Source organism: Pseudomonas sp. 06C 126, assembly GCF_001855215.1.
Lineage (GTDB): Bacteria > Pseudomonadota > Gammaproteobacteria > Pseudomonadales > Pseudomonadaceae > Aquipseudomonas > Aquipseudomonas proteolytica.
The window spans coordinates 197,989-221,342 of sequence record NZ_MIFU01000097.1 but is presented as its reverse complement, the minus strand read 5'-3'; the positions used below and the strand labels follow the sequence as shown (position 1 = coordinate 221,342).

General features: G+C 55.5%; 24 protein-coding genes, 1 tRNA gene and 2 pseudogenes. 6 read left to right on the top strand and 21 right to left on the bottom strand.

Going from position 1 to position 23,354, the window contains the following annotated elements; translation table 11 throughout:
• Positions 1 to 56: 56 nt before the first annotated feature.
• Positions 57 to 1,310, bottom strand: a complete 1,254-nt coding sequence (locus BHC62_RS19275; RefSeq protein WP_029299060.1) for an OprD family porin — start codon at positions 1,308 to 1,310, stop codon at positions 57 to 59.
• Between the two features lie 783 nt (positions 1,311 to 2,093).
• On the opposite strand from BHC62_RS19275, the gene BHC62_RS19270 reads away from it, so the two are divergent.
• Positions 2,094 to 2,612 (top strand): hypothetical protein, encoded by a 519-nt coding sequence (locus BHC62_RS19270; RefSeq protein WP_070995821.1) that lies wholly within the window; start codon positions 2,094 to 2,096, stop codon positions 2,610 to 2,612.
• Positions 2,613 to 2,910: 298 nt separating this feature from the next.
• Here the strand turns inward: BHC62_RS19270 and BHC62_RS19265 are convergent, their stop codons facing one another.
• From BHC62_RS19265 to BHC62_RS29025, 6 genes and pseudogenes are all read right to left on the bottom strand, one after another.
• Positions 2,911 to 3,576 (bottom strand): SEL1-like repeat protein, encoded by a 666-nt coding sequence (locus tag BHC62_RS19265; RefSeq protein ID WP_176770981.1) that lies wholly within the window; start codon positions 3,574 to 3,576, stop codon positions 2,911 to 2,913.
• A gap of 5 nt (positions 3,577 to 3,581) precedes the next feature.
• Positions 3,582 to 4,799, bottom strand: coding sequence for a hypothetical protein (locus BHC62_RS28265; RefSeq protein WP_143007557.1), 1,218 nt, complete (start codon positions 4,797 to 4,799; stop codon positions 3,582 to 3,584).
• 294 nt (positions 4,800 to 5,093) lie between these two features.
• Complete coding sequence (locus tag BHC62_RS19255) at positions 5,094 to 5,279, bottom strand: hypothetical protein (protein ID WP_070995818.1); 186 nt, start codon at positions 5,277 to 5,279, stop codon at positions 5,094 to 5,096.
• An 83-nt stretch (positions 5,280 to 5,362) separates the two neighbouring features.
• The gene (locus tag BHC62_RS19250; protein WP_070995817.1) at positions 5,363 to 6,157 is read right to left on the bottom strand and encodes a DNA adenine methylase; all 795 of its coding nucleotides are present in this window, start codon (positions 6,155 to 6,157) and stop codon (positions 5,363 to 5,365) included.
• A gap of 150 nt (positions 6,158 to 6,307) precedes the next feature.
• Positions 6,308 to 6,847: pseudogene (locus tag BHC62_RS27490) on the bottom strand (lysis protein).
• Positions 6,829 to 7,002, bottom strand: a pseudogene (locus BHC62_RS29025) (glycoside hydrolase family 19 protein); the annotation flags it as partial. The pseudogenes BHC62_RS29025 and BHC62_RS27490, both read right to left, overlap by 19 nt.
• 92 nt (positions 7,003 to 7,094) lie before the next feature.
• On the opposite strand from BHC62_RS29025, the gene BHC62_RS19240 reads away from it, so the two are divergent.
• On the top strand, positions 7,095 to 7,997 hold the full coding sequence (locus BHC62_RS19240; RefSeq protein ID WP_371128925.1) for a tyrosine-type recombinase/integrase: 903 nt from the start codon (positions 7,095 to 7,097) through the stop codon (positions 7,995 to 7,997).
• On the opposite strand, the gene BHC62_RS19235 is transcribed toward BHC62_RS19240, so the two are convergent.
• The 7 genes from BHC62_RS19235 to dapA form a co-directional block, all read right to left on the bottom strand.
• On the bottom strand, positions 7,987 to 8,595 hold the full coding sequence (locus BHC62_RS19235) for a hypothetical protein (protein ID WP_143007556.1): 609 nt from the start codon (positions 8,593 to 8,595) through the stop codon (positions 7,987 to 7,989). The two genes, BHC62_RS19240 and BHC62_RS19235, sit on opposite strands and share 11 nt — an antisense overlap.
• Before the next feature lie 5 nt (positions 8,596 to 8,600).
• Positions 8,601 to 9,575 carry a hypothetical protein gene (locus BHC62_RS19230; protein WP_070995814.1) on the bottom strand — a complete coding sequence of 325 codons (975 nt, stop codon included), beginning with the start codon at positions 9,573 to 9,575 and terminating at the stop codon, positions 8,601 to 8,603.
• 250 nt (positions 9,576 to 9,825) lie between these two features.
• Positions 9,826 to 9,915 (bottom strand) — tRNA-Ser (locus tag BHC62_RS19225).
• Positions 9,916 to 9,998: 83 nt separating this feature from the next.
• Entirely contained in the window at positions 9,999 to 10,712 is a 714-nt protein-coding gene (gene purC, locus BHC62_RS19220) for a phosphoribosylaminoimidazolesuccinocarboxamide synthase (protein ID WP_003211975.1), read from the bottom strand.
• Between the two features lie 28 nt (positions 10,713 to 10,740).
• Positions 10,741 to 11,499, bottom strand: a complete 759-nt coding sequence (locus BHC62_RS19215) for an MBL fold metallo-hydrolase (RefSeq protein ID WP_070995813.1) — start codon at positions 11,497 to 11,499, stop codon at positions 10,741 to 10,743.
• A 4-nt stretch (positions 11,500 to 11,503) separates the two neighbouring features.
• The gene (gene bamC, locus BHC62_RS19210; protein ID WP_029299073.1) at positions 11,504 to 12,619 is read right to left on the bottom strand and encodes an outer membrane protein assembly factor BamC; all 1,116 of its coding nucleotides are present in this window, start codon (positions 12,617 to 12,619) and stop codon (positions 11,504 to 11,506) included.
• Between the two features lie 17 nt (positions 12,620 to 12,636).
• Positions 12,637 to 13,515: a 4-hydroxy-tetrahydrodipicolinate synthase gene (gene dapA / locus BHC62_RS19205; RefSeq protein ID WP_070995812.1), complete on the bottom strand. Its 879-nt coding sequence runs from the start codon at positions 13,513 to 13,515 to the stop codon at positions 12,637 to 12,639.
• Positions 13,516 to 13,775: 260 nt separating this feature from the next.
• Between dapA and BHC62_RS19200 the strand changes: the two genes are divergently transcribed.
• Complete coding sequence (locus BHC62_RS19200) at positions 13,776 to 14,336, top strand: glycine cleavage system protein R (protein WP_029299075.1); 561 nt, start codon at positions 13,776 to 13,778, stop codon at positions 14,334 to 14,336.
• Positions 14,337 to 14,347: 11 nt separating this feature from the next.
• Positions 14,348 to 14,821 carry a peroxiredoxin gene (locus tag BHC62_RS19195; protein ID WP_070995811.1) on the top strand — a complete coding sequence of 158 codons (474 nt, stop codon included), beginning with the start codon at positions 14,348 to 14,350 and terminating at the stop codon, positions 14,819 to 14,821.
• 87 nt (positions 14,822 to 14,908) lie between these two features.
• Here the strand turns inward: BHC62_RS19195 and BHC62_RS19190 are convergent, their stop codons facing one another.
• Positions 14,909 to 15,148, bottom strand: coding sequence for a sulfurtransferase TusA family protein (locus BHC62_RS19190; protein WP_029299077.1), 240 nt, complete (start codon positions 15,146 to 15,148; stop codon positions 14,909 to 14,911).
• A 95-nt stretch (positions 15,149 to 15,243) separates the two neighbouring features.
• Here BHC62_RS19190 and BHC62_RS19185 point away from each other — a divergent pair, with 95 nt between their 5' ends.
• Positions 15,244 to 16,677, top strand: coding sequence for a M48 family metalloprotease (locus BHC62_RS19185; protein ID WP_029299078.1), 1,434 nt, complete (start codon positions 15,244 to 15,246; stop codon positions 16,675 to 16,677).
• A gap of 73 nt (positions 16,678 to 16,750) precedes the next feature.
• Here BHC62_RS19185 and BHC62_RS19180 read toward each other — a convergent pair whose 3' ends face one another.
• The 4 genes from BHC62_RS19180 to rpoE form a co-directional block, all read right to left on the bottom strand.
• Positions 16,751 to 18,181, bottom strand: a complete 1,431-nt coding sequence (locus BHC62_RS19180) for a DegQ family serine endoprotease (protein ID WP_029299079.1) — start codon at positions 18,179 to 18,181, stop codon at positions 16,751 to 16,753.
• Positions 18,182 to 18,433: 252 nt separating this feature from the next.
• Complete coding sequence (locus BHC62_RS19175) at positions 18,434 to 19,390, bottom strand: MucB/RseB C-terminal domain-containing protein (RefSeq protein ID WP_070995810.1); 957 nt, start codon at positions 19,388 to 19,390, stop codon at positions 18,434 to 18,436.
• A gap of 16 nt (positions 19,391 to 19,406) precedes the next feature.
• Positions 19,407 to 19,994, bottom strand: coding sequence for a sigma-E factor negative regulatory protein (locus BHC62_RS19170; RefSeq protein ID WP_029299081.1), 588 nt, complete (start codon positions 19,992 to 19,994; stop codon positions 19,407 to 19,409).
• A gap of 32 nt (positions 19,995 to 20,026) precedes the next feature.
• A complete protein-coding gene (rpoE, locus tag BHC62_RS19165; protein ID WP_003172477.1) occupies positions 20,027 to 20,608 on the bottom strand; it encodes an RNA polymerase sigma factor RpoE in 582 nt (193 codons plus the stop codon).
• Positions 20,609 to 21,077: 469 nt separating this feature from the next.
• Between rpoE and nadB the strand changes: the two genes are divergently transcribed.
• On the top strand, positions 21,078 to 22,694 hold the full coding sequence (gene nadB, locus BHC62_RS19160; protein WP_029299082.1) for an L-aspartate oxidase: 1,617 nt from the start codon (positions 21,078 to 21,080) through the stop codon (positions 22,692 to 22,694).
• On the opposite strand, the gene BHC62_RS19155 is transcribed toward nadB, so the two are convergent.
• Positions 22,663 to 23,115: a hypothetical protein gene (locus BHC62_RS19155; protein WP_070995809.1), complete on the bottom strand. Its 453-nt coding sequence runs from the start codon at positions 23,113 to 23,115 to the stop codon at positions 22,663 to 22,665. The two genes, nadB and BHC62_RS19155, sit on opposite strands and share 32 nt — an antisense overlap.
• Entirely contained in the window at positions 23,099 to 23,353 is a 255-nt protein-coding gene (locus BHC62_RS19150; protein WP_017736358.1) for a succinate dehydrogenase assembly factor 2, read from the bottom strand. Before BHC62_RS19150 ends, BHC62_RS19155 begins: the two co-directional genes overlap by 17 nt.
• Position 23,354 lies beyond the last annotated feature (1 nt).

Below are 23,354 nucleotides of genomic sequence, written 5' to 3'. Positions count from 1 at the left end.
GCCGCTACGACCTCATTGTTGTTATAGACCCGCCTGGCGGGCTGTCACCGACTCGACTACAGGAGTGGCAGGGTGTAACTGATGATCAGGCGGTTATCGTCCAGATCACTGCCAAAGTGATTCATGCGCAAAGATGAGTTACGCCATTTCACCCCCAGATTTTTCAACGAACCGTCCTGGAACACGTAGGCAATGTCCGTATCGCGCTCCCACTCAGAGCCCGTCGGCTTGCCAGCGCCCAACTCAATATCGCTGCCATAGACGTAACGGGTCATGAAGGTCAGGCCCGGAATACCCACAGCAGCAAAATTGAAGTCGTAGCGAGCCTGCCAGGACATCTCATCCCGGTTGGCAAAATCGTTGTTGGAAATAAAGTTGGGCAAGAACGCATCGGCGCCATGGATATAGGCGTAGCCAGTGTCGCCACTCATCTTCTGATAGGCCAGACCAAACGCGTGGCCGCCCAGACTGTAGGTGAGCATCGCTGACACGGCAGTGTTATCGATATTGCTCTGGCCTTCGTTGTAGGACCTGGCATAACGCAAGTCACTCTTGAGCGACTGCCCTTCCCCAAGGGGCAGCACATGCAACAGGCTGAAATTGTGCTGGCGGTAAAAACGGTCGAGTTCACCGTAGAAGTAGCTGCCACTTAACTGGTTACTCCACTTGTAACCGACGCCTGCGAAGTTGAACTCATCAGTACTGGCGCCTTTGCTGACACGAATGCCCTTGGCATTGGCCACTGAAGGGGTCAGGTCTTCGCGGTTCGTGGAATCACGCTGGGTCACCTGGCGGATCTGCCCCGCATCAAGGGTGGTGTTGGCGAACTCCTGGGAATTCAGATGCACGCCTTCGAACGTCTGCGGCAACAAGCGGGTGTCGTTGAACTGCACCACCGGCAGGCGCGGATGCAAGGTCCCGATCCTGAGCAAACTCTTGGACGCCCGCACCTTGGCCGTCAGGCCCAGGGAGCCCCTTTCATCCACCGCCCGGCCATCTCGCTGACGAGGCAACAAACCGGAACCGGCACGATCCTGGCTGGAGTCGAGCTTCACGCCAACCAAACCGATCGCATCCAGCCCAAAACCCACAGGGCCCGCGGTAAACCCAGATGCGTAACGCAGCAAAAAGCCCTGGGCCCACTCTTCCTGCTTGGACTGGGTGGTGCTGGCCTGGCTGTAGTCGCGATTGATGTAAAAATTACGCAGCTCGACGCTGGCCTTACTGTCTGCGAAAAAGTCCGCATACGCCGACGCAGGCACAATGGAAACCAGGAGACACGTAGCAATGACGCAGGAATGGCGCTCCATGATGCAGCCCTATTTTTGTTGTTATGTGTGAAGTCCCTCGCCCCTCGCCAAGGACGAAGGAACGCTACAGCTTTAACAATTCAATCAATTTCGCTGTGCGGAACTGTATTTTGAATTAACAACAAAATATAAGCATTTCACCAATTTTAAGTAAAGGGCTGACGGGAAAACAAAATCACAAAATGTGTATGTGATTGTTTTTTATGGGTTTACTTGAATGAAAACCGGGGCGCGATTGTTGGAAGTGTTTCGCTAGGCAAAACGCTGGGGAGAAATCGTCAGAACAGGGTGGCAAAACTGGGGAGGCAGGCGTTGGAAGAGAGGGAGACGGAAACGAAAAAGCCCCGCAGAAATTAATCTGCGGGGCTTTTCTATGTGATGGCGGAGAGATAGGGATTCGACCCCCTTCTTGCGTCTCTGCATACCGCTCAAGGCCAGAAAATACTAAGCTTTCGCCCTATGCTAATGGCGTCCTGCGGTCTATAGAGGCCCTGAATCTGCCCCAATTTTGCCCTAAACCTCTTAACCACTGCTGCTGATATGATTGGATTTTCTAGAAAGGGGTCGACCCCCATGTTGGTTGTGAACTGGCAGTGTTCTTGTGTAGGCTTTCTGCCCACCACTTTTTAGATCATTGAATTGGTTGACTATTGCTAGCATGGCACTGTCTGGCTAACACAACATCGCATAAATGGTCTCTGCGGGATAGGGGGCGGCAATTAGTTAGTCCGCCATGCTACCTAACGTTTTTCTACGTATAAGAAAGTCCAGGGAGAATTTCAGATGTTCCGTATATTTTTGTCTGTTTGCCTGATGAGCATATTAAGCTTGCTGCAAGGTTGCTCTAGCGGTCCATCCTTAGACCATCAGCCTTATTATCGGGGGCCGGCAGAAGCAAATACTGATGGCGCAACTGTCTACGTTTTTCGTCCGGTACACAGCGCTGCTCGCCGCGTAACCCTGTATATAAACCTTGATGAACAGCAATTGGCAGAGTTACCTTCTGGTGGCTATCTGAAGCTCCAACTGTCTGAGGGTACCCACGTCTTTGAGGCTAAAACTCCGCCGTTAGGTGGCTCCTATATCGGAGACCGTTTCAATCTCACCGTCAAAAAAGGGAACGTATATTTCATCGCCGGCGAAATCCGTGAAACACCCCCTTCTGACGATCAGACGCTTGGTATTGTTAAGGATGATCTCTTTCGTGGAGAGCGACTTTTTTTCCGCTGGGCTATGGTCCCGCAAGAAATGGCTGAGAAGAGGATGAGTTTTTGCCGTCTTGTGCCCCCTACGCCAATTTAGAACTCTACCGTAATTGCCAGCTTAGAACGGTATCAATACACAGGCCTCTCGTAAGAATCCCTCCCCTAACGCGGCCAGGGATTCGCCCCTCAAGCACGCCAATGATGGATTGGGCGTAGTCCTCCCCAACACCCCGGCCTCACGGGTTTTGCCGCTCACCGACCTATTGAAAAGGATGCATGCCACATAAATGTGCTGCCGACGTACTACTGTAAAGGTTGGCTCCTTCAGGTCTAGGTCATCACGGCCGTTGCATTCGTTTAGCGTCTTTATTTTACGTTTTTTTGCCGCAGTTTTCCTACGGCTTTACTTCTCGAGACTCATAGTACTTCAGAGTTTCATCCCAATTGTTGTTTATGTGCTTATGAATATCAGACCCAAACCTGGCAGCCATTTCAGAATAGTGCCTTGCCCTATTAAAATTTTTAGGGGTCGACTCATAGCCACCTATATATATTTCAAACAATTTGTTTGCTGCAACGATATTGCCGCTTTCAGCGGCCCGATCATAAAAGTAAATCGCTCGGTTTAAATTTTTTTCCTGCATTATACCAACTTCATAATTAATCCCCATAGCTTCTAAAGCCAGACCGTGCCGAGGATCTAATTCCAACGTTTTATTCAAGAAATATAATGCACTTTTAGTATTCGCCATACTTAAATCGTATGGCAGCGGCTTCTTCCCATAGAAATAATTATTATTACTCTCAAAAATATAAAGATTATATAATAAATAATTACTGTCCGCCTTCCCCTTTCCTGCATCCGAGTACGTTAATTCAAACTCCTGTTGCGTTCTTGGCTCAGGCGCATTGCGCCGAATATCGCTATCATATAACAGATCCTCCTTATTATATGTATATGAAAGCATTCTTTTGCTAGCCATGGGATACTCATTTTCACTCGCGCACACCTGCCCACCAAGCATAACCGCCATCATTAAAACAGCCACATAATCCTTCATTATCATCAACCTCCAAAACCATAATTAATTACGGCACTCTGACCAACAAGACCCCCTCCTTGCTCAATAAATGTCTGATCATACATACTTGTCGATACGTTCGAGGGGGCAACACTGGGCGATTGATTTAGAAGTACATCCACAATGCCCGTCTCTTTCCCATCCGCCCACCGGATGACAGAGGCTAGGTGATGAATATTACTGTTCTCATCAATCGTACCCAACCGATTTGATGATAATGAAATTGAAGTAATACCTAGGGCATCAAGGTAAACCAACTCGTCTTGCTGACTTATGCCGTCAGTATTTCTATCCTGCCAGACCTGTAACTCCTTCCAGATAGAGTCTTCTACATCAATAACACTGTCAAAATTGCTATCAAAATAAGCCAGAGCCTCAAAACCGTCTGTTGCGAGATTGTCGCCGTGAATACGACTATTTTCGCCAAACAGTTCCTCTCCCGAATTAATGAATCCATCATGATTTTTATCCAGAACTAGAAAACCATCACTTGGATGACTCCAGCCTGTTTTTATTTTGCTCCCCGCCCCCTCAAAATCAAACCACACATTGCTACTTCCACCTACTGTATACACGCCATCACCATCCAAATCAATAATCAATGGAGTCATGTATTGTGAGGCAATATCACTAAGCATGTTAAGTATGTTATCAGGTGTATGGCTAAGATATATACCGCGCACCCCTGCATCCGCTAAAACGGACTTTACAAAATCAATACAGTTATTGGTAGCTACGTTATATTCAGGTGGGCTTTCCTTGCCATCCATGTAGCTTTTTATCTTTTGAGTGAGCGAGTATACGGCGTTACTAGCAACAATACTGCTCCCTTCCACTGTTAGCGTGGACGCTTCTGGATAACGATAAATATCATTAAATGAAAGGTTATCTTCCTTTGTACTGTATTTAGCACCAGGTCCAAACCCAACAGATGTAACGTCAACCTTCCCTGACATATATACATTTTTTACGCTGATAAAAACATGACCAAAGTAAGAAAACCCCGCAGTTGTGCCATCATCTTTTAAAACTTTACTCCCCATTGGAGCCACATGAATTGTAAAGGATGAAGAAGCTATCCCCATGCTATTCAGAGCTAATGCCTCAAGATTAAACTTATCATGTGGAATGCTTCCTCTATCATTGACAAAAGGACTGGCCTCACTCCCCGAATACCGATAAAAATGCTTAGGCTCGCTCATGATAAATCCCCAGTAGATTATGATTTTCTACATCCCATCTACACAAACGAACTAACGATTAAAAAAATTAGGTTCGGACGGTTTCGTGGAGATCAATGACTGCAAGCCTTTGGTACTGAAACCTGAGCATGCCAGGGAGTGGCAAGATCCGTGCCTTGCTCCAGCGCGTGCCGAAGAAATAGCAAATGGCTGCCAACCAACCGAGGATTTTGAGTGGTATGTGGTTGGCAAAGAGGTGGGGAACGTGAAACATCAGGGAGCCGAATTATTGCTCCCCTTATCTCCGAAAGATGATTAGTCCTGCCGGCGCTGTTCGAGCAGGCGAGCGGCCGCCGGGAAGCCTACCCAGGTCGCGTTGTGGTCAAGCCCACGGCCAGCCAACACAACAGCAGCCAATTCGTTAAGGTCAATCTCACCTCGCGAGGCCGCCGCGAGAAGCCCAAAGGACAGGACATTCAAATAGTGGTCAGCGGTTTCCATGGGGTTCATCCTTCGTTTGCGTGACCACAGTAACGCTCTACCGTAAACACATAGCAAGCCAATCAGATCGACGATAAAGACCATTAAAACAGTCCCCCAAGCGCTGAAGGCTCCCAGTTCATGATCACCAACTCTCCGCTGACATCGGCCTTTCCCTGCCGTTGGTTTGTGGTGCTGTAACGGATGTCGACTGTTTCAAAATGGAAGCCTTCAAACACTCGGCGAATATCCGGGTGATCGTTGATGCTGACCATGACCTTCCCCTTGCAACGCCTCATAAAGTCAGCCATTCGCTCGTAATTCTCAAAGGGAAAATCCACCCCGTAGCCGGCCGTCTGCCAGTAGGGCGGATCCATATAGTGGAAGGTATGGGGGCGGTCATAGCGCTCGGCACACTCAAGCCAGCCCAGATTTTCAACATAGGTGCCGGACATACGCTGCCACGCTGCTGAAAGGTTTTCCTCGATCCGAAGCAGGTTGATTGCCGGAGCAGTCGTCGCGGTACCAAACGTCTGCCCCGTCACCTTGCCGGCGAAAGCATGGTGCTGCAGGTAGAAAAATCGGGCGGCGCGCTGGATGTCGGTAAGGGTTTCGGGGCGGGTCATCTTCTGCCACTCGAACACCTGCCGAGAACTGAGCGCCCATTTGAACTGACGCACGAATTCTTCTAGGTGGTTCTGCACGACGCGGTACAGCGTCACCAGATCGCCGTTGATGTCGTTGAGGACCTGAACCGGCGCGGCTTGGGGACGCATGAAGTAGAGCGCGGCGCCGCCGGCAAAGACTTCGACGTAACATTCGTGCGGCGGGAAGAGCGGGATAAGGCGGTCGGCTAGGCGGCGTTTGCCGCCCATCCAAGGGATAATGGGTGTGGACATATAAAAGCAAGACCTTTGCTGTATGGATAAACAGGGCTAGGCTCGCTCCGCTTTGTGCACGAAGCAGGAGCCTTGACTGGACTTGCAGGGGCAATCTGCGAGGAAGGTGGCCGGGCTTGGATGTTGACGCATCCTGCCCGGCCGCTCCTTTTACTTCGGTGTAGAAACTTCTTTTGCGTAGGCCTGACAGGCCCGCAGGGCGATCAGTCCTTGGTCGCCGGTATCGGTGATTCCGATAATTCGTTGAGCATGCGCTGGGTCAAGTTGGGCTCTTGTGGGGCCATGAACCACGCGGCCGGTGGTGGCGGTGGCTGGCACTGAACAACTGCTGGCGGCGTCGGTGGCGGCGAGTACGACTGACAGCCGCAGATCAGCAGTAGCCAGGCGATCACGCAGGCGAGCCTGCTTCGTTTGCTCATTGGTCAATTCCTTGTGGTGGGTTTCATCTTTACTCTGCAGGCGCCGCTCCAGTGCCAGGCGCTTGTCCTGCTCAGCGCGCTGCAGGCTGGCAGATGCCTAGGCCATCTCGTTGAGGGTGTCAGCCTGGAGGCGCGCTTGGCGCTCCAACTGCTGACCGTTCCGCCAGTCTTGGACGGTCCAGGCCAATGCAGCAGATCCGCCGGCCAGCATCACCAACAGCAGGCATACGAGGATTCGGAATTGAGCGGGGATCAGGTCGAAGAGACGCATAACACGGCCCTCGCCCTACCCCAGAGCTGCAGCCGATCCTCCAAGCCGTTGAGGCCACCATTGATCCGGCGGGTAATGGTGTTGAACTGCTCCTTGTCGGCCAGCAGGTTCAGCCCGTTTACCCACCAGAACCACGCAGCCGACTCTGCGGCCCAAGCGAACCGTAAAGGAAGGTATTGAGCGATGGCTGGAGGTTCAGCGCGCGCTTAAAGCGTCGAGCACCGTCATCAACTACGTGAGCAAGGCTGTGCACGTTGAAAAGAAGTTCGGCAAACGCCGGATCGTCGACATCAGCAAGAGCGACATCGAGTTGTTTCAAGCACAACTGCTCAAGCAAGGCCTCGCCCCGAAGACAGTAAACGACATTTTCACCATCGTTCGTGGAGTTTGGGCCGATGCCTTCAGCGATGGCATCCTGAAGGCCAACCCGCTCGACAGGATCAGTAACGTAGGATCGGACGTGGACCTGGAGCATGCAGACCCCTTCAGTCGCACCGAGATCGAACTGATCGGCAAAACGGACCCCGACCGCCGGCCCGACACCCGGATGATCGAGTTCAATTGCTGGGACGGGATGTCCCTTTCCGAACTCATCGGGCTTGCCGTTGAAGACGTAGATCTTGATACCGGCCTGGTGCACGTCCGACGGGCATTGGTCGTCGGCGAATTCAAAGTCCCCAAAGAGCGCTCCAGGGTCCGAGTCATCGAACTTATAGACCCAGCCCTCGCCCTGATGAAGGAAATAGTTGCAGCCGCCAAAGACGCAGTAGTCGAAGAAATCACCGTTATCCAGCGCGATAACATCACGTCCGAGAAGATGAAGGTCAGGTTCCTTTTCCGAAGCTCGACCAGCGGTTTACTTTGGAACGGCAAGACGTTGAGCAACTGGTTCACTACTCACCTGAAAAAAGCAGAGGTACGTCACCGAGGCGCCAACCAATGTCGCCACACCTTCGCGAGCCAAGCCTTATCAAGCTATGTTCCAGTGGAATGGGTTGCACGCCAATTAGGACATAGCGATACAACAATGGTGAGGAAACATTATGGACGCTGGATACCAAGAGATACAAAAAGCATGGCAGCTTTCGTATCCGAGCAAATGGGCTTTCAAACCACGTTAAAAGCCAACCAACGTAATATTACTGAATAGCTTTCCAGCGAATCGCAGTCATGACGGTATGATAAACATTGTAAATAAAGGATTTTAGTTGCATCAACAAAAAAAACATCCCAGTATAAAGAGTAACGTAGGCCACACCGACCAACCACTCCGTAATTTTCCATGATATCGGGGAGAGCTGTACTATTTTATGCACCAGCCCTCCTTTGATAGCGAATACAATCACCAACAAACAGAAAACCGTATAAATCAAGTAGTAAATAAACACTCGCATGAATATAAAAAAATTATTCTTCAGAAAAGACAACTGCGATTTGTCATGCCTATGCTTAGACATTGCCACAAGCATGTCGGGCTGACTGATCGTTGCAAAGATGGTAAAGCCTGCCAAAATAAAACCTAAGACAGAAACCACGACCCCCAAAGCCATGGCACTAAACTCCCGCACAATCTTAAGCTTCTCATCCAACGAGATTTCCAACATACAGTATTGAAGCACCACCAAAATAAAAACGATAAACGTCATCCAAAAATTAAATGAACTGAAGGGTATCCTTCTCGCTTTGACGTAAATCGCCCACAAGCTTTTTTCATCCATCAATGCTTTGGGAGACAAATCATCGTTCACCTGGTTCACCTACGATATGGAGTGAGTTTGGCTATCGCTGCTCGGGTTGGAGCCGAAACTTGGATCATACCATCGCCTACCAACTGAATGAACTTTTGAAACAAAGTCGGCGCAGCTTGCGAAGGCGAGTTCGTTGTCAACTCAACATAACTCTTAAGCTGAAAATGCTCATTGTCGCCACGCAACTCCGTACCCGAGCTATCTTTACCCACCAGCGTTACTTTCTGATTCCCCTGAACAGTTGCAGCCTGCACTTCTTCGATAACACTTTCTTTATCCAACCCTTCAGAGTTTGAATGACGAATTGTCGTTGTCTTACTATTAACCTCATCCTTCTGACGTTGCACTGCTTCGAAAAAACCTTCGTTGTCATGCTCATCATTTCGATCGGAAAATTTATATGTAACCGAACTCAAAACCTCATACTGCCGAACAAATGAGTCGATACTTTGCGCGGAAGTTAACGGAATCAATTCTAAAGTAGGAGGAAAGGTATCAAGCATCAACTGTTTTTTTGTTACCTTTTCGCCACCCTCTTTACGCTTATCATATGCAGCATCAATGTAAGCTTTATGGTTACGCTTCAAAAAACTCTCAAGTGTCGACTTAAAATTATCCAGCGTTGGAGCAAACTTTGTTTCTTTAAGAAAGATTAGCCTATGAATATCAAGAACCAAAACAAAAATACATGAAGGTGAGGATTGCATTTCCTCATGGTCTTCTACCAATCCCGAGTTCGTATAAATTTGCTCTCGCTCTAAAACCATGTCCTTAATAAATCGACCAACAAGTAAAACCCGCCCGTCAACTGTAACCAATTCAACGTTCTCAAAGAAAAATTGCGTCGTTCCATAAACCCTTTTGAGATCAGGATTAGAAAAGGACGGGAGCACAATTTCTGCAAAATAATCGAGAAGGTTTTGATTCCCAAATTTGCAAACGAGATTCGCCATTTCAACCGGGTACTGGCGGTTAGACATTAGATCCCTCTAAATGAGCGCTGAAGCTCTTGGTAGCCATTTGATGGCTAACTTTAGCGTCTCAGTGAATTTTTGTCACTGAGATCCGCTTAATGGCCAGGAATTGCCTTCGATCATAAAAAGAGCAGAGGACCGCCACCGGTCCGGCCGAGGATGCTTTGTTGCCCTAAAAATGCCCTAACTCAATCGTCAGAAACGAAAAAGCCCTTGAAATGTTCAACCATTTCAAGGGCTTAGTCGTAATCAATAATGGCGGAGAGATAGGGATTCGAACCCTAGGTACCGGTGAAGGTACAACGGATTTCGAATCCGTCCCATTCGGCCACTCTGGCATCTCTCCAACGGCGCGCATCATAACAGCCTGTTACTGGGAAGCAAAGCTCTCAGTGGATTTTTTTCCGTGCTATCAGATGCTTGCGTCGATTACAGCGGTACGCCGAGACGGTTGGCGACTTCTTCGTAGGCTTCGATAACGTCACCGAGGCCCTGGCGGAAGCGGTCTTTGTCCATCTTCTTGCGGGTGTCCTTGTCCCACAGGCGGCAGCCGTCTGGGCTGAATTCGTCGCCCAGGACGATGGAGCCGTCATGGAATACGCCGAATTCCAGTTTGAAGTCCACCAGCAGCAGGCCAGCATCGTCAAACAGTTTGCTCAGGACGTCGTTGACCTTGAGCGACAGTTCTTTCATGCGTGCCAGCTGTTCAGCAGTGCCCCAGCCGAATGCCACGACGTGGGATTCGTTGATGAACGGGTCGCCCTTGGCGTCGTCCTTGAGGAACAGTTCGAACGTGTAAGGGTTGAGCTTGAGGCCCTCTTCCACGCCCAGGCGCTTGACCAGGCTGCCGGCTGCGTAGTTACGCACGACGCACTCGACCGGGATCATGTCGAGTTTTTTCACCAGGCATTCGTTGTCGCCCAGCAGCTTGTCGAATTGGGTCGGAATGCCGGCCGCTTCGAGTTTCTGCATGATGAAGGCGTTGAACTTGTTGTTCACCATGCCCTTGCGGTCGAGCTGTTCGATGCGCTTGCCATCGAACGCCGAGGTGTCGTTACGAAACAGCAGGATCAAGCGGTTGGCGTCGTCGGTCTTGTAAACCGACTTGGCTTTGCCGCGGTAGAGTTCTTCACGTTTTTCCATGATGGGCTCCGCTTGGTAAGTAGATGGGCTAGGCGATATGTCGCCAGTCGAGCCCTGAATCTTGATCGGCCAGTTGCAGCCAGTCCGGGTCGCACCCGAGGGTGTCGACAAAACATTGCCGGGCAAGCTGCGGCAGGTTGTTCTTGCTGCTCAGGTGGGCCAGGACCAGGTGTTGCAGGTCTTGCCAGCCCAACTCATACACCAGGTACGCCGCCTGGTGGTTGTTCAAATGTCCCAGCTCGCCACCCACCCGTTGCTTGAGAAAGTACGGGTAGTGACCGCGTGCCAGCAGGTCACGGCAATGGTTGGACTCGATCATCAACGCATCGAGGTCACGATAGCCTTCCAGTACCTTGGCACAGTAGGAACCCAGATCGGTAAGCAGGCCAAAGCGGCGCTCGCCATCACTGAATACATATTGCGTGGGCTCGTGGGCATCATGCGCCACGGCAATCACGTCGACGCTCAAGGCACCAATCTGCAGCTGCTCGCCACCGGCCAGGAAACCCGCGGGGTCAATGGGTTTGCGCATTCCGCGCAAGGTGCCGCGACTCAGGTACACCGGAAGATTGTAGCGCCGAGACAGCAAACCCACGCCATGCACGTGGTCGGCATGTTCGTGGGTCACTAGAATCGCGCTCAACTGCGCGGGGTGAACCCCCAGGCGCAGCAGGCGTCGCTCGGTCTCCCGCAAGGAGAAACCACAATCCACCAGGACGTACGTGTCGTCGTGGGCTACAAGCGTGCCGTTCCCTTGGCTACCGCTGCCGAGAACAGCAAAACGCATCGGATCAGCCCAGGTTGTCCTGAATCACGCCCAACACTTTGCGCGCCGTTTCTGCTGGCGCCACGGTGTTGATGTTTTTCTCGACGGTGACTTGCACGTTGTCGCCGACCTTGCTCAAGCGCACTTGATAACGCTCGGCGCGGGTCTCGATCTCTTCCTTGGTCGGCTCGCTGCCGAACAACTTGCTGAAGAAACCACGTTCTTCGTCTTTCTTCTCGGCCTTTTCTGCCACGTTGATGTAGTACAGGCCCAGGCTGCGGTTGATGTCTTCGACGCGCCATGGCCCTTGCTCCAGGGCGCGGCCGACGCTGGCCCAGGCACGATCCAGGTCTTCACCCAGGTTGAGCACAACGTTGCCGCTGCCGTCTTCGGTGAGGCTGACACGGCTAGGGGTGTCGTAGTCACGGGCGGCGAGCAGGGAGACGGAACCGCCCTTCTCGGAGATGCGGCTCATGCTGGCAAGCATCTCGTCGACCAGCGCGGCATCGACACCGCTGTTGACCGAACGATTGGTGAAATCAACGTTGGCGGTGCTGCCCGCAGGACGCTCGGCGCTGACCACGTAGACTTCACTGGTGTTGCGCTGCACGCCTGGCTCGATGCGCACGCGGATGCGGCTTTCGCCATCAGCGGCGACGCCACCTGCCTGCAAGCGCTTGGCCATGTTGGCCGACAGCTCACTTGGCTGCTGCCACGCCGTGGTGAATTCACCGGTCTGCGGGCGTTGCTCGTCGATACGGAAGCCATTGTCCTGGAAGAACTGCACCGCCACCGGCCAGACTTCGGCAGGTGGGCGCTGGGCCATGATCCAGCGCGAATCGCCGCTTTTCTGCAGACTGTAGTCGCTGGCATCGGCCAGGGCCGAAATCGGCTGTGGGCGCGGTACTTCGTACTCGCCCTTGACGGTGTCGTCGGCCACGTTGCGCGGGATCGGCAGCAACGGGTCAAGGCGCTTGGCGACGTTGACGTCCGGCGGCAATTGCATCGGTGCGGTTTGTTGTGCTTCCAGGTAATCGCTGCCGCGGTCACGGAAGTAGCCTTCCGGGCCCCAGATCCAACCGCAGCCACTGGTGCTGGAGATAATCAAGGCAAGTGCGGAAAGTCCGGCCAATCGCTTCATGCGTAGTGCTTCCTCAATTAAACCAGGACGCCGGACTGGCGCAGGGCCTGTCGCAGCGGTTCGTGACAGGCTGGGCTGAGTTGGGTGAGCGGCAGACGGATACCGTCCGGCATCAGGCCCATTTCATGCAGCGCCCATTTCACGGGAATAGGGTTGGATTCGATGAACAGTGTTTTGTTGAGCGGCATCAGCTTTTCGTGAATCGCGCGGGCGGTCACGGCGTCGCCGGCGATGGCAGCGGCGCACATCTGGCTCATGGCACGCGGGGCAACGTTGGCGGTTACCGAGATATTGCCCTTGCCGCCCAGCAGGATCAGCTCCACCGCCGTGGCGTCGTCGCCGGAGTACAGCAGGAAGTCGCTGCTCACGCCGGCCAGGATGTCCTTGGCGCGCTGCAGGTCGCCCGTGGCTTCCTTGATACCGATGATGTTCGGCACGGTCGACAGGCGGATCACGGTCGCGGCCTGCATGTCGCACGCCGTGCGCCCTGGCACGTTGTAGAGGATCTGCGGGATGTCGACGGCTTCGGCGATGGTCTTGAAGTGCTGGTACAAGCCTTCCTGGGTCGGCTTGTTGTAGTACGGCGTCACCAGCAGGCAGGCATCGGCACCGGCTTTCTTGGCGTTCTTGGTCAGCTCGATCGCTTCGCGAGTCGAGTTGGCGCCCGTACCGGCAATGACCGCGATACGCCCTGCAACGCGCTTGACCACAAACTCGATCACCTCGATGTGTTCTTCCACATCAAGCGTGGCCGACTCACCCGTGGTGCCGACGGCCACAATGGCGTTGGTGCCTTCTTGCAGGTGAAAGTCCACCAGTTTGCCCAGGCTGTCCCAGTCGAGATTACCTTGTGCATCCATGGGTGTGACCAGTGCCACCATACTGCCCGCAATCATGCAACCGCTCCTGCCGGAAAAAGAGAGCCGTAATGGTACTGGCGCCAAGATGCTTGCACAAGCGAAGTACCCTCTGAGGATGCGTTCTGGATCAACTTAGTTGCCGGCAATGCCATCATTGGGCCAAAGCACGGCCAACTGCCACTGAATATGCAATGAAAACGCCACGTCCTAGCCCTTGGCGGCGCTTTTCGCTACCCTTGATCCTTTGATCGGTACCGCACGTTCGTATCGACCGCTCATCGCTTTAGGAATGCTGCATGTCCACCCCCACAGTCCGCGAACAATTCCTTGTTATCAGTGCCCTTGGCGCCAACCCCATGGAGCTGACTAACGTCCTGTGCCGCGCCAGCCATGAAAACCGCTGCGCCGTCGTGACCTCACGCCTGACTCGCCATGGCGAATGCAGTGCGCTGGTCCTGCAGATTTCCGGAAGCTGGGACGCCCTGGCGCGCCTGGAAGCCGGCTTGCCGACCCTGGCCAAGAAGCACGACTTCACCGTCAATGTGGTGCGCAGTGCGGCCCTGGAGAACCGTCCCCAGGCGCTACCGTATGTGGCCTACGTCAGTTCGGCCTACCGTTCGGACATCGTCAATGAACTGTGCCAGTTCTTCATCGACCATAACGTCGAACTGGAAAACCTGACGTTTGATACCTATCAGGCCCCCCAGACCGGCGGCACCATGCTCAACGCCACCTTTACGGTGACCTTGCCGGCAGGCGTGCAGATCAGTTGGTTGCGTGACCAGTTCCTGGATTTCGCCGATGCGCTGAACCTGGATGCACTGATCGAACCCTGGCGCCCACAGAACCCAATGTAAGGAAGTTTTCCATGGCGGTAGTCATCGACACACCGGTCGCCGATTTCCAAGCCCCGGCGACCAGCGGGCAGACGTTCAGCCTCGCGGGACTCAAGGGCAAGCAAGTGGTGATCTACTTCTACCCCAAAGACAGCACGCCAGGCTGCACCACTGAAGGCCAGGGTTTTCGTGACCAGTACGCTGCCTTCCAGGCCGCCAACACCGAGGTGTTTGGCGTGTCCCGGGACAGCGTGAAGTCCCATGAGAACTTCAAGGCCAAGCAGGCTTTCCCCTTCGAGCTGATCAGCGACAAGGACGAAGCGGTTTGCCAGCTGTTTGATGTAATCAAGCTGAAGAAACTGTACGGCAAGGAATACATGGGGGTGGATCGCAGCACCTTCCTGATCGACAAAAATGGCGTGCTGCGCCAGGAATGGCGCGGCGTGAAGGTGCCGGGGCATGTGGATGCCGTCTTGGCGGCGGCGCAGGCGCTGGACAAGGCTTGATGATGCTGCTCGGCGTTAGATAGCTATCGCTGGCAAGCCAGCTCCTACATTGGATCGGTGGAGCCGGGCTTGCCCGCGAGGGGGCCATCAGGCCTTGCGCAACCAGTAACGATACACACCGTTATCGGCCTCTTCGTGCAACAGCGCATGCCCCGCCAGCTTGGCAAACGTGCGGAAGTCGCGCTGGGAACCCGCATCCGTGGCAATCACCTTGAGTACCGCACCGCTGGCCAGCCGATTGAGCTCCATCTTGGCCTTGAGCAATGGCAACGGGCAGTTCAGGCCGCTGGCATCGAGCTCGGCGTCGTGGTTTACAGCATCGGTCATGGTTTTGCTCCTGGCGGCATCAAGGGGTGCTTAGAATATCTGGTCCCAGGCTCAGTGTCCGGCTACAGTAAGGTCTTTGTCGAAAGGCTTTGTGCATGACTTTTTTGCGCCCTACCCTGCTGACGCTAGCTTGCCTGCTTGCCTCTCCAGGCTTCGCCGACGATCTGCCGTCACTTGGCGACGCCAGTTCTGCCATTGTCTCGCCACAACAGGAACACCAACTGGGCCGGGCCTGGCTGGCATTCCTGCGCGGGCAAGTCTCGGTCCTCAATGACCCGCAACTCAAGGATTACGTCGAAACCAGCGTTTACAAGCTGGTGGAGACCAGCCAGGTCAATGACCGGCGGCTGGAGTTCATCCTGATCAATAGCCCGCAACTTAACGCGTTTGCCGCACCGGGCGGGATTGTCGGGGTCAACGGTGGCCTGTTCCTCAACGCCCAGACCGAAGGCGAATACGCCTCGGTCATGGCTCACGAACTGGCGCACTTGTCGCAACGCCACTTCGCCCGAGGCGTGGAAGCCCAGCAACGGATGCAGATCCCGATGATGGCCGCGCTGCTCGGCGGGATTATCGCGGCAGCCGCCGGCGCCGGGGATGCCGGGATCGCTGCGATTGCCGGCAGCCAGGCCGCGGCCATCCAGGAGCAACGACGCTTCTCCCGGCAAAATGAACAGGAAGCCGACCGCATCGGCATCCTCAACATGGTCAAGGCCGGCTACGATCCGCGCTCGATGCCAACCATGTTCGAGCGCTTGATGCGCCAATACCGCTTCGATGCCAAGCCACCGGAATTCCTGCTGACGCACCCGGTCACCGAATCGCGGATCGCCGACACCCGTAACCGTGCCGAGCAAGCCAAGACCGGCGGCACCGAAGACAGCCTGCGCTATCAATTGATACGCGCCCGGGTCCAGCTGTATTACGAAGACACACCTGGGCTGGCCGCCAAGCGCTTCCGCGCCCAGCTGGATGAGAACCCGAAAAGCGATGTGGCGCGCTACGGCCTCGCCATCGCCCAGATCAAGGGCACCCAACTCAATGAGGCGCGGGAAACCCTCAAGCCGCTGCTGGCCAAGGCGCCCAACGACATCACCTACAACCTGGCGCAGATCGAGCTGGATATCACCAACAATCGCATGCCCGACGCGCAGCAACGTACCGATCGCATGCTGGCCCAGTACCCCAGCAACTACCCGTTGAACCAGGTGCGCGTGGACCTGCTGCTCAAGCAAAACCGTACGGCCGACGCGGAAAAGGCCCTGGAAGGTCTGCTCAAGTCGCGTTCCGATGATCCGGATGTGTGGTATCAGGTCGCCGAGACTCGTGGCCTGTCCGGCAATATCATCGGCTTGCATCAAGCCCGCGCCGAGTACTTCGCGCTGGTGGGCGACTTCCAGCAAGCGATCCAGCAATTGGACTTTGCCAAGCGCCGCGCCGGCAGCAATTTCCCGCTGTCGTCACGCATCGATGCGCGCCAGCGTGAGTTGATCGAGCAGGAGCGCATTGTCAAAGGCATGATGAGCTAAACCCGGCGCCCACAAAAAAGCCCCGCTCTCGACTATCGAGAGCGGGGCTTTTTATTGACCCGCTACTAGCGCATTACTCCGCCAGTTTGAAGGTGATGAAGCTGGCGCGCCCTTGACGCAGGACCCGCATCGACACCGAGCGATTCTTCGGCAGCGCCTTGGCGATGTCGGTGAACTCCTTGGTGGAATTGATGGCCTGGTTGTTCAAGTGGGTAATCACGTCACCAGGTTGCAGGCCGATCAGGGCGGCCGGGCCGTCCTGAACCTCCTTGATCACCACACCGCTCTTGAGGTCGAAGCTCTTCTTCTGTTCGTCGGTCAACTCCACCACGGCGATGCCCAGGCGGTTGCTGCTGCGCTCGGCGCCGGATTTGCCGCCCAGCGCGAGTTCCTGGCCTTCTTCCGGAATGGCTCCGACAGTCAGCTCAACATTCTGACGCTTGCCTTCGCGGATCACTTCAAGCTTGGCCTTGCCACCTGCCTTGAGTGCACCTACCAGATGCGGCAAGTCAGCAGACATGACAATCGGCTGGCCATTCATGCTGAGAATCACATCGCCAACCTTCAAGCCGCCTTTGGCAGCCGGGCCATCATCCTGAATCTGCGCGACCAGGGCGCCGGCCGGCTTGTCCAGGCCAAAGGATTCAGCCAGGTCTTTGTTCACTTCCTGGATAACCACGCCCAACCAGCCACGGCTGACCTTGCCACCGGCTTTCAGCTGATTGGAAACGTCCATGGCCACATCAATCGGGATAGCGAAGGAGACCCCCATGAACCCCCCGGAGCGGGTGTAGATCTGCGAGTTGATCCCCACCACTTCGCCCGCCAGGTTGAACAGCGGACCACCGGAGTTACCCGGGTTGATCGGCACGTCGGTCTGGATGAATGGCACGTAGTTCTCGTTCGGCAGGCTGCGGCCAATGGCACTGACGATGCCCTGGGTCACGGTGTGATCGAAGCCAAACGGCGAGCCGATGGCCACCACCCACTGCCCGGCTTTCAGATCCTGGGACTTGCCCAGTTTTAGTATGGGCAGGTCCTTGCCTTCGATCTTCAGCAAGGCGACGTCGGAACGTGGATCGGTGCCGACCAGCTTGGCCTTGAGCTCACTGCGGTCAGCCAGGCGTACGAGAATTTCGTCGGCGTCGGCGATCACATGATTGTTGGTCAGGATGTAGCCGTCAGGCGAAATGATAAAGCCCGAGCCCAGGGATTGCGCTTCGCGCTGACCACCGCCACCACGGGGCGAGCGCGGCTGGGGCATGCCACGCTCGAAGAACTCCCGCAGCATGGGCGGCAGGCCTTCAAGGTCGGGCATCTGCTGGTTCGAGACTTTACGATCCGGCAGCTTCTGGGTGGTACTGATGTTCACCACGGCAGGCGAAGCCTGCTCCACCAGTTGGGTGAAGTCAGGCAACTCCGCCGCTTGCGCGGAAACGGCCTGACCCAGCACCAGCACCGTGGCGACTATAGATAGGTAAGATTTCAAACGTGGTATCGACATACAGCTCCCGTTACGACGAGCAGGGTTGGGCGACAGGGTTCAATAAACGCCGAAGACTACTACTAGCGACGTCAACATTGCGTGAACAACACAAGGCCAGGGCCGAGGAGTTCTGACCTATAAAAAACATAAGGAGATTTTGCAAGTGAAAATACTCTCCAGAAGTTTCATGTTCTCGGCAGAAGAACAAGGCAACCTTCGCCCGTCTCCTGCAGCACTGTGAACGATCTGGATGAGCATAGGATTAACGGTTCAAGGCTTTTCGGGCGCCGGGCCACTGCGAACAGACAGGATTATCCGTTCGGCGGTCCCCATCGGAATCTCCCCGACAACCGTGGCAACGATGTCGCCCTCAGGCGTACTCATGCGACGGGATACCGCAACCGTAGGACCAAGCTGAACGCGGCTTTCGGTAGCAGCCTCGCCCGTCACAGGCTCAAGGAACAATGAAAAACGCGCGAGCCCATCGTCATACATCAAACTGTTTACAACCACCTGGGTCTTGGGATCCTTGCGCGCGTCACTGCGGGTCAACTCGAACCCTGGCGGCAACCATTGTGGATGCCAAGCCTGGGCCTGGCCCGTCGGCGCTGACGCCTTATTGCTCGCAGGGGCCAACGGCTTGCAGTCGCTGCCTGGCTGCAAATCACGCGCATCGGGGGTTGTGGTCCTCAGTTGGGTGAACTGGAATCGCTCCAGCAATTGCCCCTTATCGTTAATCAGCAACGACTTGAGAGGCAGCGCGGTTTCACGATCCAGGTGCAACTCAAATCCGTAGCGGTACTGGTCACGCGGGGTCAGCGACACGATCACCGCTTTACGGCCGGCCACTAGCGACTTTCCGCTGACGGCAATCTCGTAGAAAGGGTTGAGTTTTTGTGGGTCGAATTCGTGGGCGGAAGCGCCCGGGGAGTTATCGACGCCGGCCACCAGACTGCCGGAAACGCATTGGATGCGCCCATCGATACGCACAAGCTCCTGAGCCGATCCATCGAGCTGCAACAAGCGCTCATGAACCTGCCCGTTCTGGACGCGATGCCAGATCTCATGGGTAGAAAAACTACCGTTACGCTCGTAGATAAACGTGCCTTGGTAGCTTTGCTGCCCTGCCCGCCCAAGACGTTTCAGCCAATCCTGGCCTTCGTCGGCTTGGGCAGGAACTGCAAACCAGCCACTGAGCAAAAGCGCAAGGAGCGGTATGGCACGCATAAAGCTCCTTAGCGGTTTAGCGGTTTTCCAGGTTTGCAGCGCGAGCGTAAGGCAAGGCGCTCTCGGTGCCTTTTACCGCCGACTCCTGAGCGTGTTGACGCAGGTAGCCTGGCAGACGCTGGTCCTGCCAGCCGGATTGCCCTTGCAGCACGCCATTGGCCATCGGGCCTGGTGCTTCAGAGCTTTCCTTGTAACCGGCCAGTACAGCTGGACCCTTGACCTGCGGACCGGCCATGACCGGTTGCTGGGTTTGCTGGGCCAGTTCGGCACCGGCGATCTCGTCCTGGTTGTACAGGCGCACACCAGCCAGTACGGCCACAGTCACCGAGGCAGCAACTGCCAAGCGACCCAGGCTACGCCACGGACCACGTGCAGCTTTTGCCGGAACGGCTTCATCGGCCAGCGCAGCAGAAACGGCCGCAGCAATATCCAGACGAGGGACTAGTAGGTCCTTGTGCATCACCGCCCGAGCGACTTGGTAACGAGACCAGGTATCACGGGTTTCGGCGTCATCAAATGCATTGAGCACTCGACGAAGTTCCAGTTCATCCGCTTCGTTATCCATCACTGCGGACAGCGATTCCTGCAGGGCATCACGACTCATGGCGGTTCCTCTCTTGGCTGTCGCCGCTGTCTTTAGTTTTCCTGCAACAACGGTTGCAGGGCTTTATCGATGGCTTCCCGAGCCCGGAAAATCCGGGAGCGTACGGTCCCCACCGGACATTGCATGACGCTCGCAATGTCCTCGTAACTCAGACCATCGAATTCACGTAAAGTTAACGCCGTACGCAAATCTTCTGGCAGTTGCTGAATAGTGCGATGGACAGTGCCTTCGATCTCGTCGCGCAGCAATGCACGCTCCGGCGACTCGAGATCCTTGAGGCCGTGATCACCATCGTAAAATTCAGCATCTTCCGAACTCACATCACTATCTGGCGGGCGGCGACCGCGAGAAACCAGATAGTTCTTCGCCGTGTTGATGGCGATGCGGTAAAGCCACGTGTAAAACGCACTGTCACCGCGGAAATTACCGAGTGCACGGTAAGCCTTGATAAAGGCTTCCTGTGCAACGTCCTGCGCTTCATGGGTGTCGTGCACAAACCGCACGATCAACCCGAGAATTTTGTGCTGGTATTTCAGCACTAGCAGATCAAATGCTCGCTTGTCGCCGCGTTGAACGCGCTCAACAAGCTGCTGATCCTCTTCCTGGGTTAGCATGAACACTCCTCGTTGTACTTGAAGGAGGCTTGCATAACTAAACGATCAGGCTTGCAAACATAGACTAGGACTTTTCGCAAAAGTTCTCCCCCTTCAAGCAAGTTTCCGGTGGGCTCTGTTTTGGCACACACGAAAAACGCAGCGCGGGCATAGCCGGCTGCGCGAATAATCTTGTCGCCGGTTTTCTGACGCTCCCATGCTCCAGGCCAATCAGTAAAACCAACGTTTTCCCAGCTTTCGGGCATCCTGTAATGGAGTCGGGAGGGATACAAAAGTTCCCATCTCCCTACCGGACCGCCTCATCAAAGCCGTGCAGTTCGTTCACCGTAGTCTCACAATGCCACGAATGCCCGGCTATTGTGCCGATAGCCCCCTCTATATACTAGTGGGCCGTGTGACCCTTTGATTCGCCGATCCAGGCGTCCTGTTTGCGCCACCCCTTCGGATCGCTTTTTGCGGAATCCCATAAATGAGCCAACAGTTTCAACACGATGTCCTGGTGATTGGTAGCGGCGCCGCAGGCTTGAGCCTTGCACTGACCCTGCCGAGCCATCTGCGCGTAGCTGTATTGAGCAAGGGCGACCTGGCCAACGGTTCGACGTTCTGGGCCCAGGGCGGAGTTGCTGCCGTGCTGGATGACACCGACACGGTGCAATCCCACGTTGAAGACACCCTCAACGCCGGCGGCGGCCTGTGTAACGAACAAGCGGTGCGTTTCACCGTCGAGCACAGCCGCGAAGCCATCCAGTGGCTGATCGACCAGGGCGTGCCGTTTACCCGTGATGAACATGCGGGCAGTGATGACGGTGGTTTCGAGTTCCACCTGACCCGTGAAGGCGGCCACAGCCACCGGCGCATCATCCATGCCGCCGATGCCACCGGCGCCGCGATCTTCAAGACCCTGCTGGCCCAGGCCCGGCAACGGCCGAATATCGAACTGCTGGAGCAACGGGTCGCCGTCGACCTGATCACCGAAAAACGCCTGGGCCTGGCCGGCGAGCGCTGCCTGGGGGCCTACGTCCTCAACCGCGCCAGCGGTGAAGTCGATACCTACGGCGCGCGTTTCACCATCCTGGCATCCGGTGGTGCCGCCAAAGTCTACCTCTACACCAGCAACCCCGACGGTGCCTGCGGGGATGGCATCGCCATGGCCTGGCGGTCGGGTTGCCGGGTGGCGAACCTGGAGTTCAACCAGTTTCACCCCACCTGCCTGTATCACCCCCAGGCCAAGAGTTTCCTGATCACCGAAGCCCTGCGGGGCGAAGGCGCCCACCTGAAGCTACCCAACGGCGAGCGCTTCATGCAGCGCTTCGACCCGCGCGCCGAACTGGCACCACGGGATATCGTGGCCCGCGCCATCGACCACGAGATGAAGCGCCTGGGCATCGATTGCGTCTACCTGGACATCAGCCACAAGCCAGCCGACTTTATCAAGACTCACTTCCCGACGGTCTACGAACGCTGCCTGGCCTTCAATATCGATATCACCAAAGGGCCGATCCCGGTGGTCCCGGCGGCGCACTACACCTGTGGCGGGGTGATGGTCGACCAGCAAGGCCGCACCGACGTCCCTGGCCTGTATGCGATTGGCGAAACCAGTTTCACCGGCCTGCACGGCGCCAACCGCATGGCCAGCAACTCGCTGCTCGAATGCTTCGTCTATGCCCGCTCCGCAGCCGCCGACATCCTCGAACAACTGCCGCGCATCCCGGTCCCGGCCGCCCTGCCCCGCTGGGACGCCAGCCAGGTCACCGACTCGGACGAGGACGTGATCATCGCCCACAACTGGGACGAGCTGCGGCGCTTCATGTGGGACTACGTGGGGATCGTGCGCACCAACAAGCGCTTGGCACGGGCGCAGCATCGTGTGCGGTTGTTGCTGGATGAGATCGACGAGTTCTACAGCAACTACAAGGTCAGCCGTGACCTGATCGAGTTGCGCAACCTGGCCCAGGTCGCCGAGCTGATGATCCGCTCGGCCATGGAGCGCAAGGAAAGCCGAGGCCTGCATTACACGCTCGACTACCCGCAGATGCTGCCAGAGGCCCTCGACACTATCCTGGTGCCAACCACCTACGGCGACTGAACTTCAAGCGTACCCGCAGGCGCCGATGGACATCGGCGGCCTGCGAAGCATGGGGTACGCACACCGAGCGCACCCGCCACTCCCCCGGCAACCGGTAGCGCAGCACCACGATCAGCGGCAACGCCAGGCTGTCAGGGCACAACTGTACGGCGTGCCAACCTCGCGCCGCGCTCCACAATTGCCAGCCGTCGGCATTGCGGCGCAGGCCACGAACCGACGAACGGTGGGTCAAGCGAATATGACGCGGCAGGGTCCACAAGGCATGGGCCAGGCACGCCAGTACACCCAGTACGGTAATCCAGAGAGGTACGGCCAGCAGGTACAGCGCACCGAGTGCCAGCACCTGGGCAAGGAGATACGCCGCCAGCAACCGCCCGCAGGCCTGCCAGCGGCATTCAAAGCTATTACTTGGGCTGGACACGATCCAGGATCATCCGGACCATGCGTTGCAGCTCCGGATCTTCCGATTCGGCACGTTCCATGAACCAGCCGAACATATCCTGATCTTCGCAGGTCAGCAGCCTGACGTAGAGGTCGCGATCCACCTTATCGAGAGTCGCGTAAACCTCTTTGGTGAAAGGCACCAGCAACACATCCAACTCCAGCATGCCGCGACGGCTGTGCCAGTACAGGCGATTGATTTCTACATCTTCGACCATG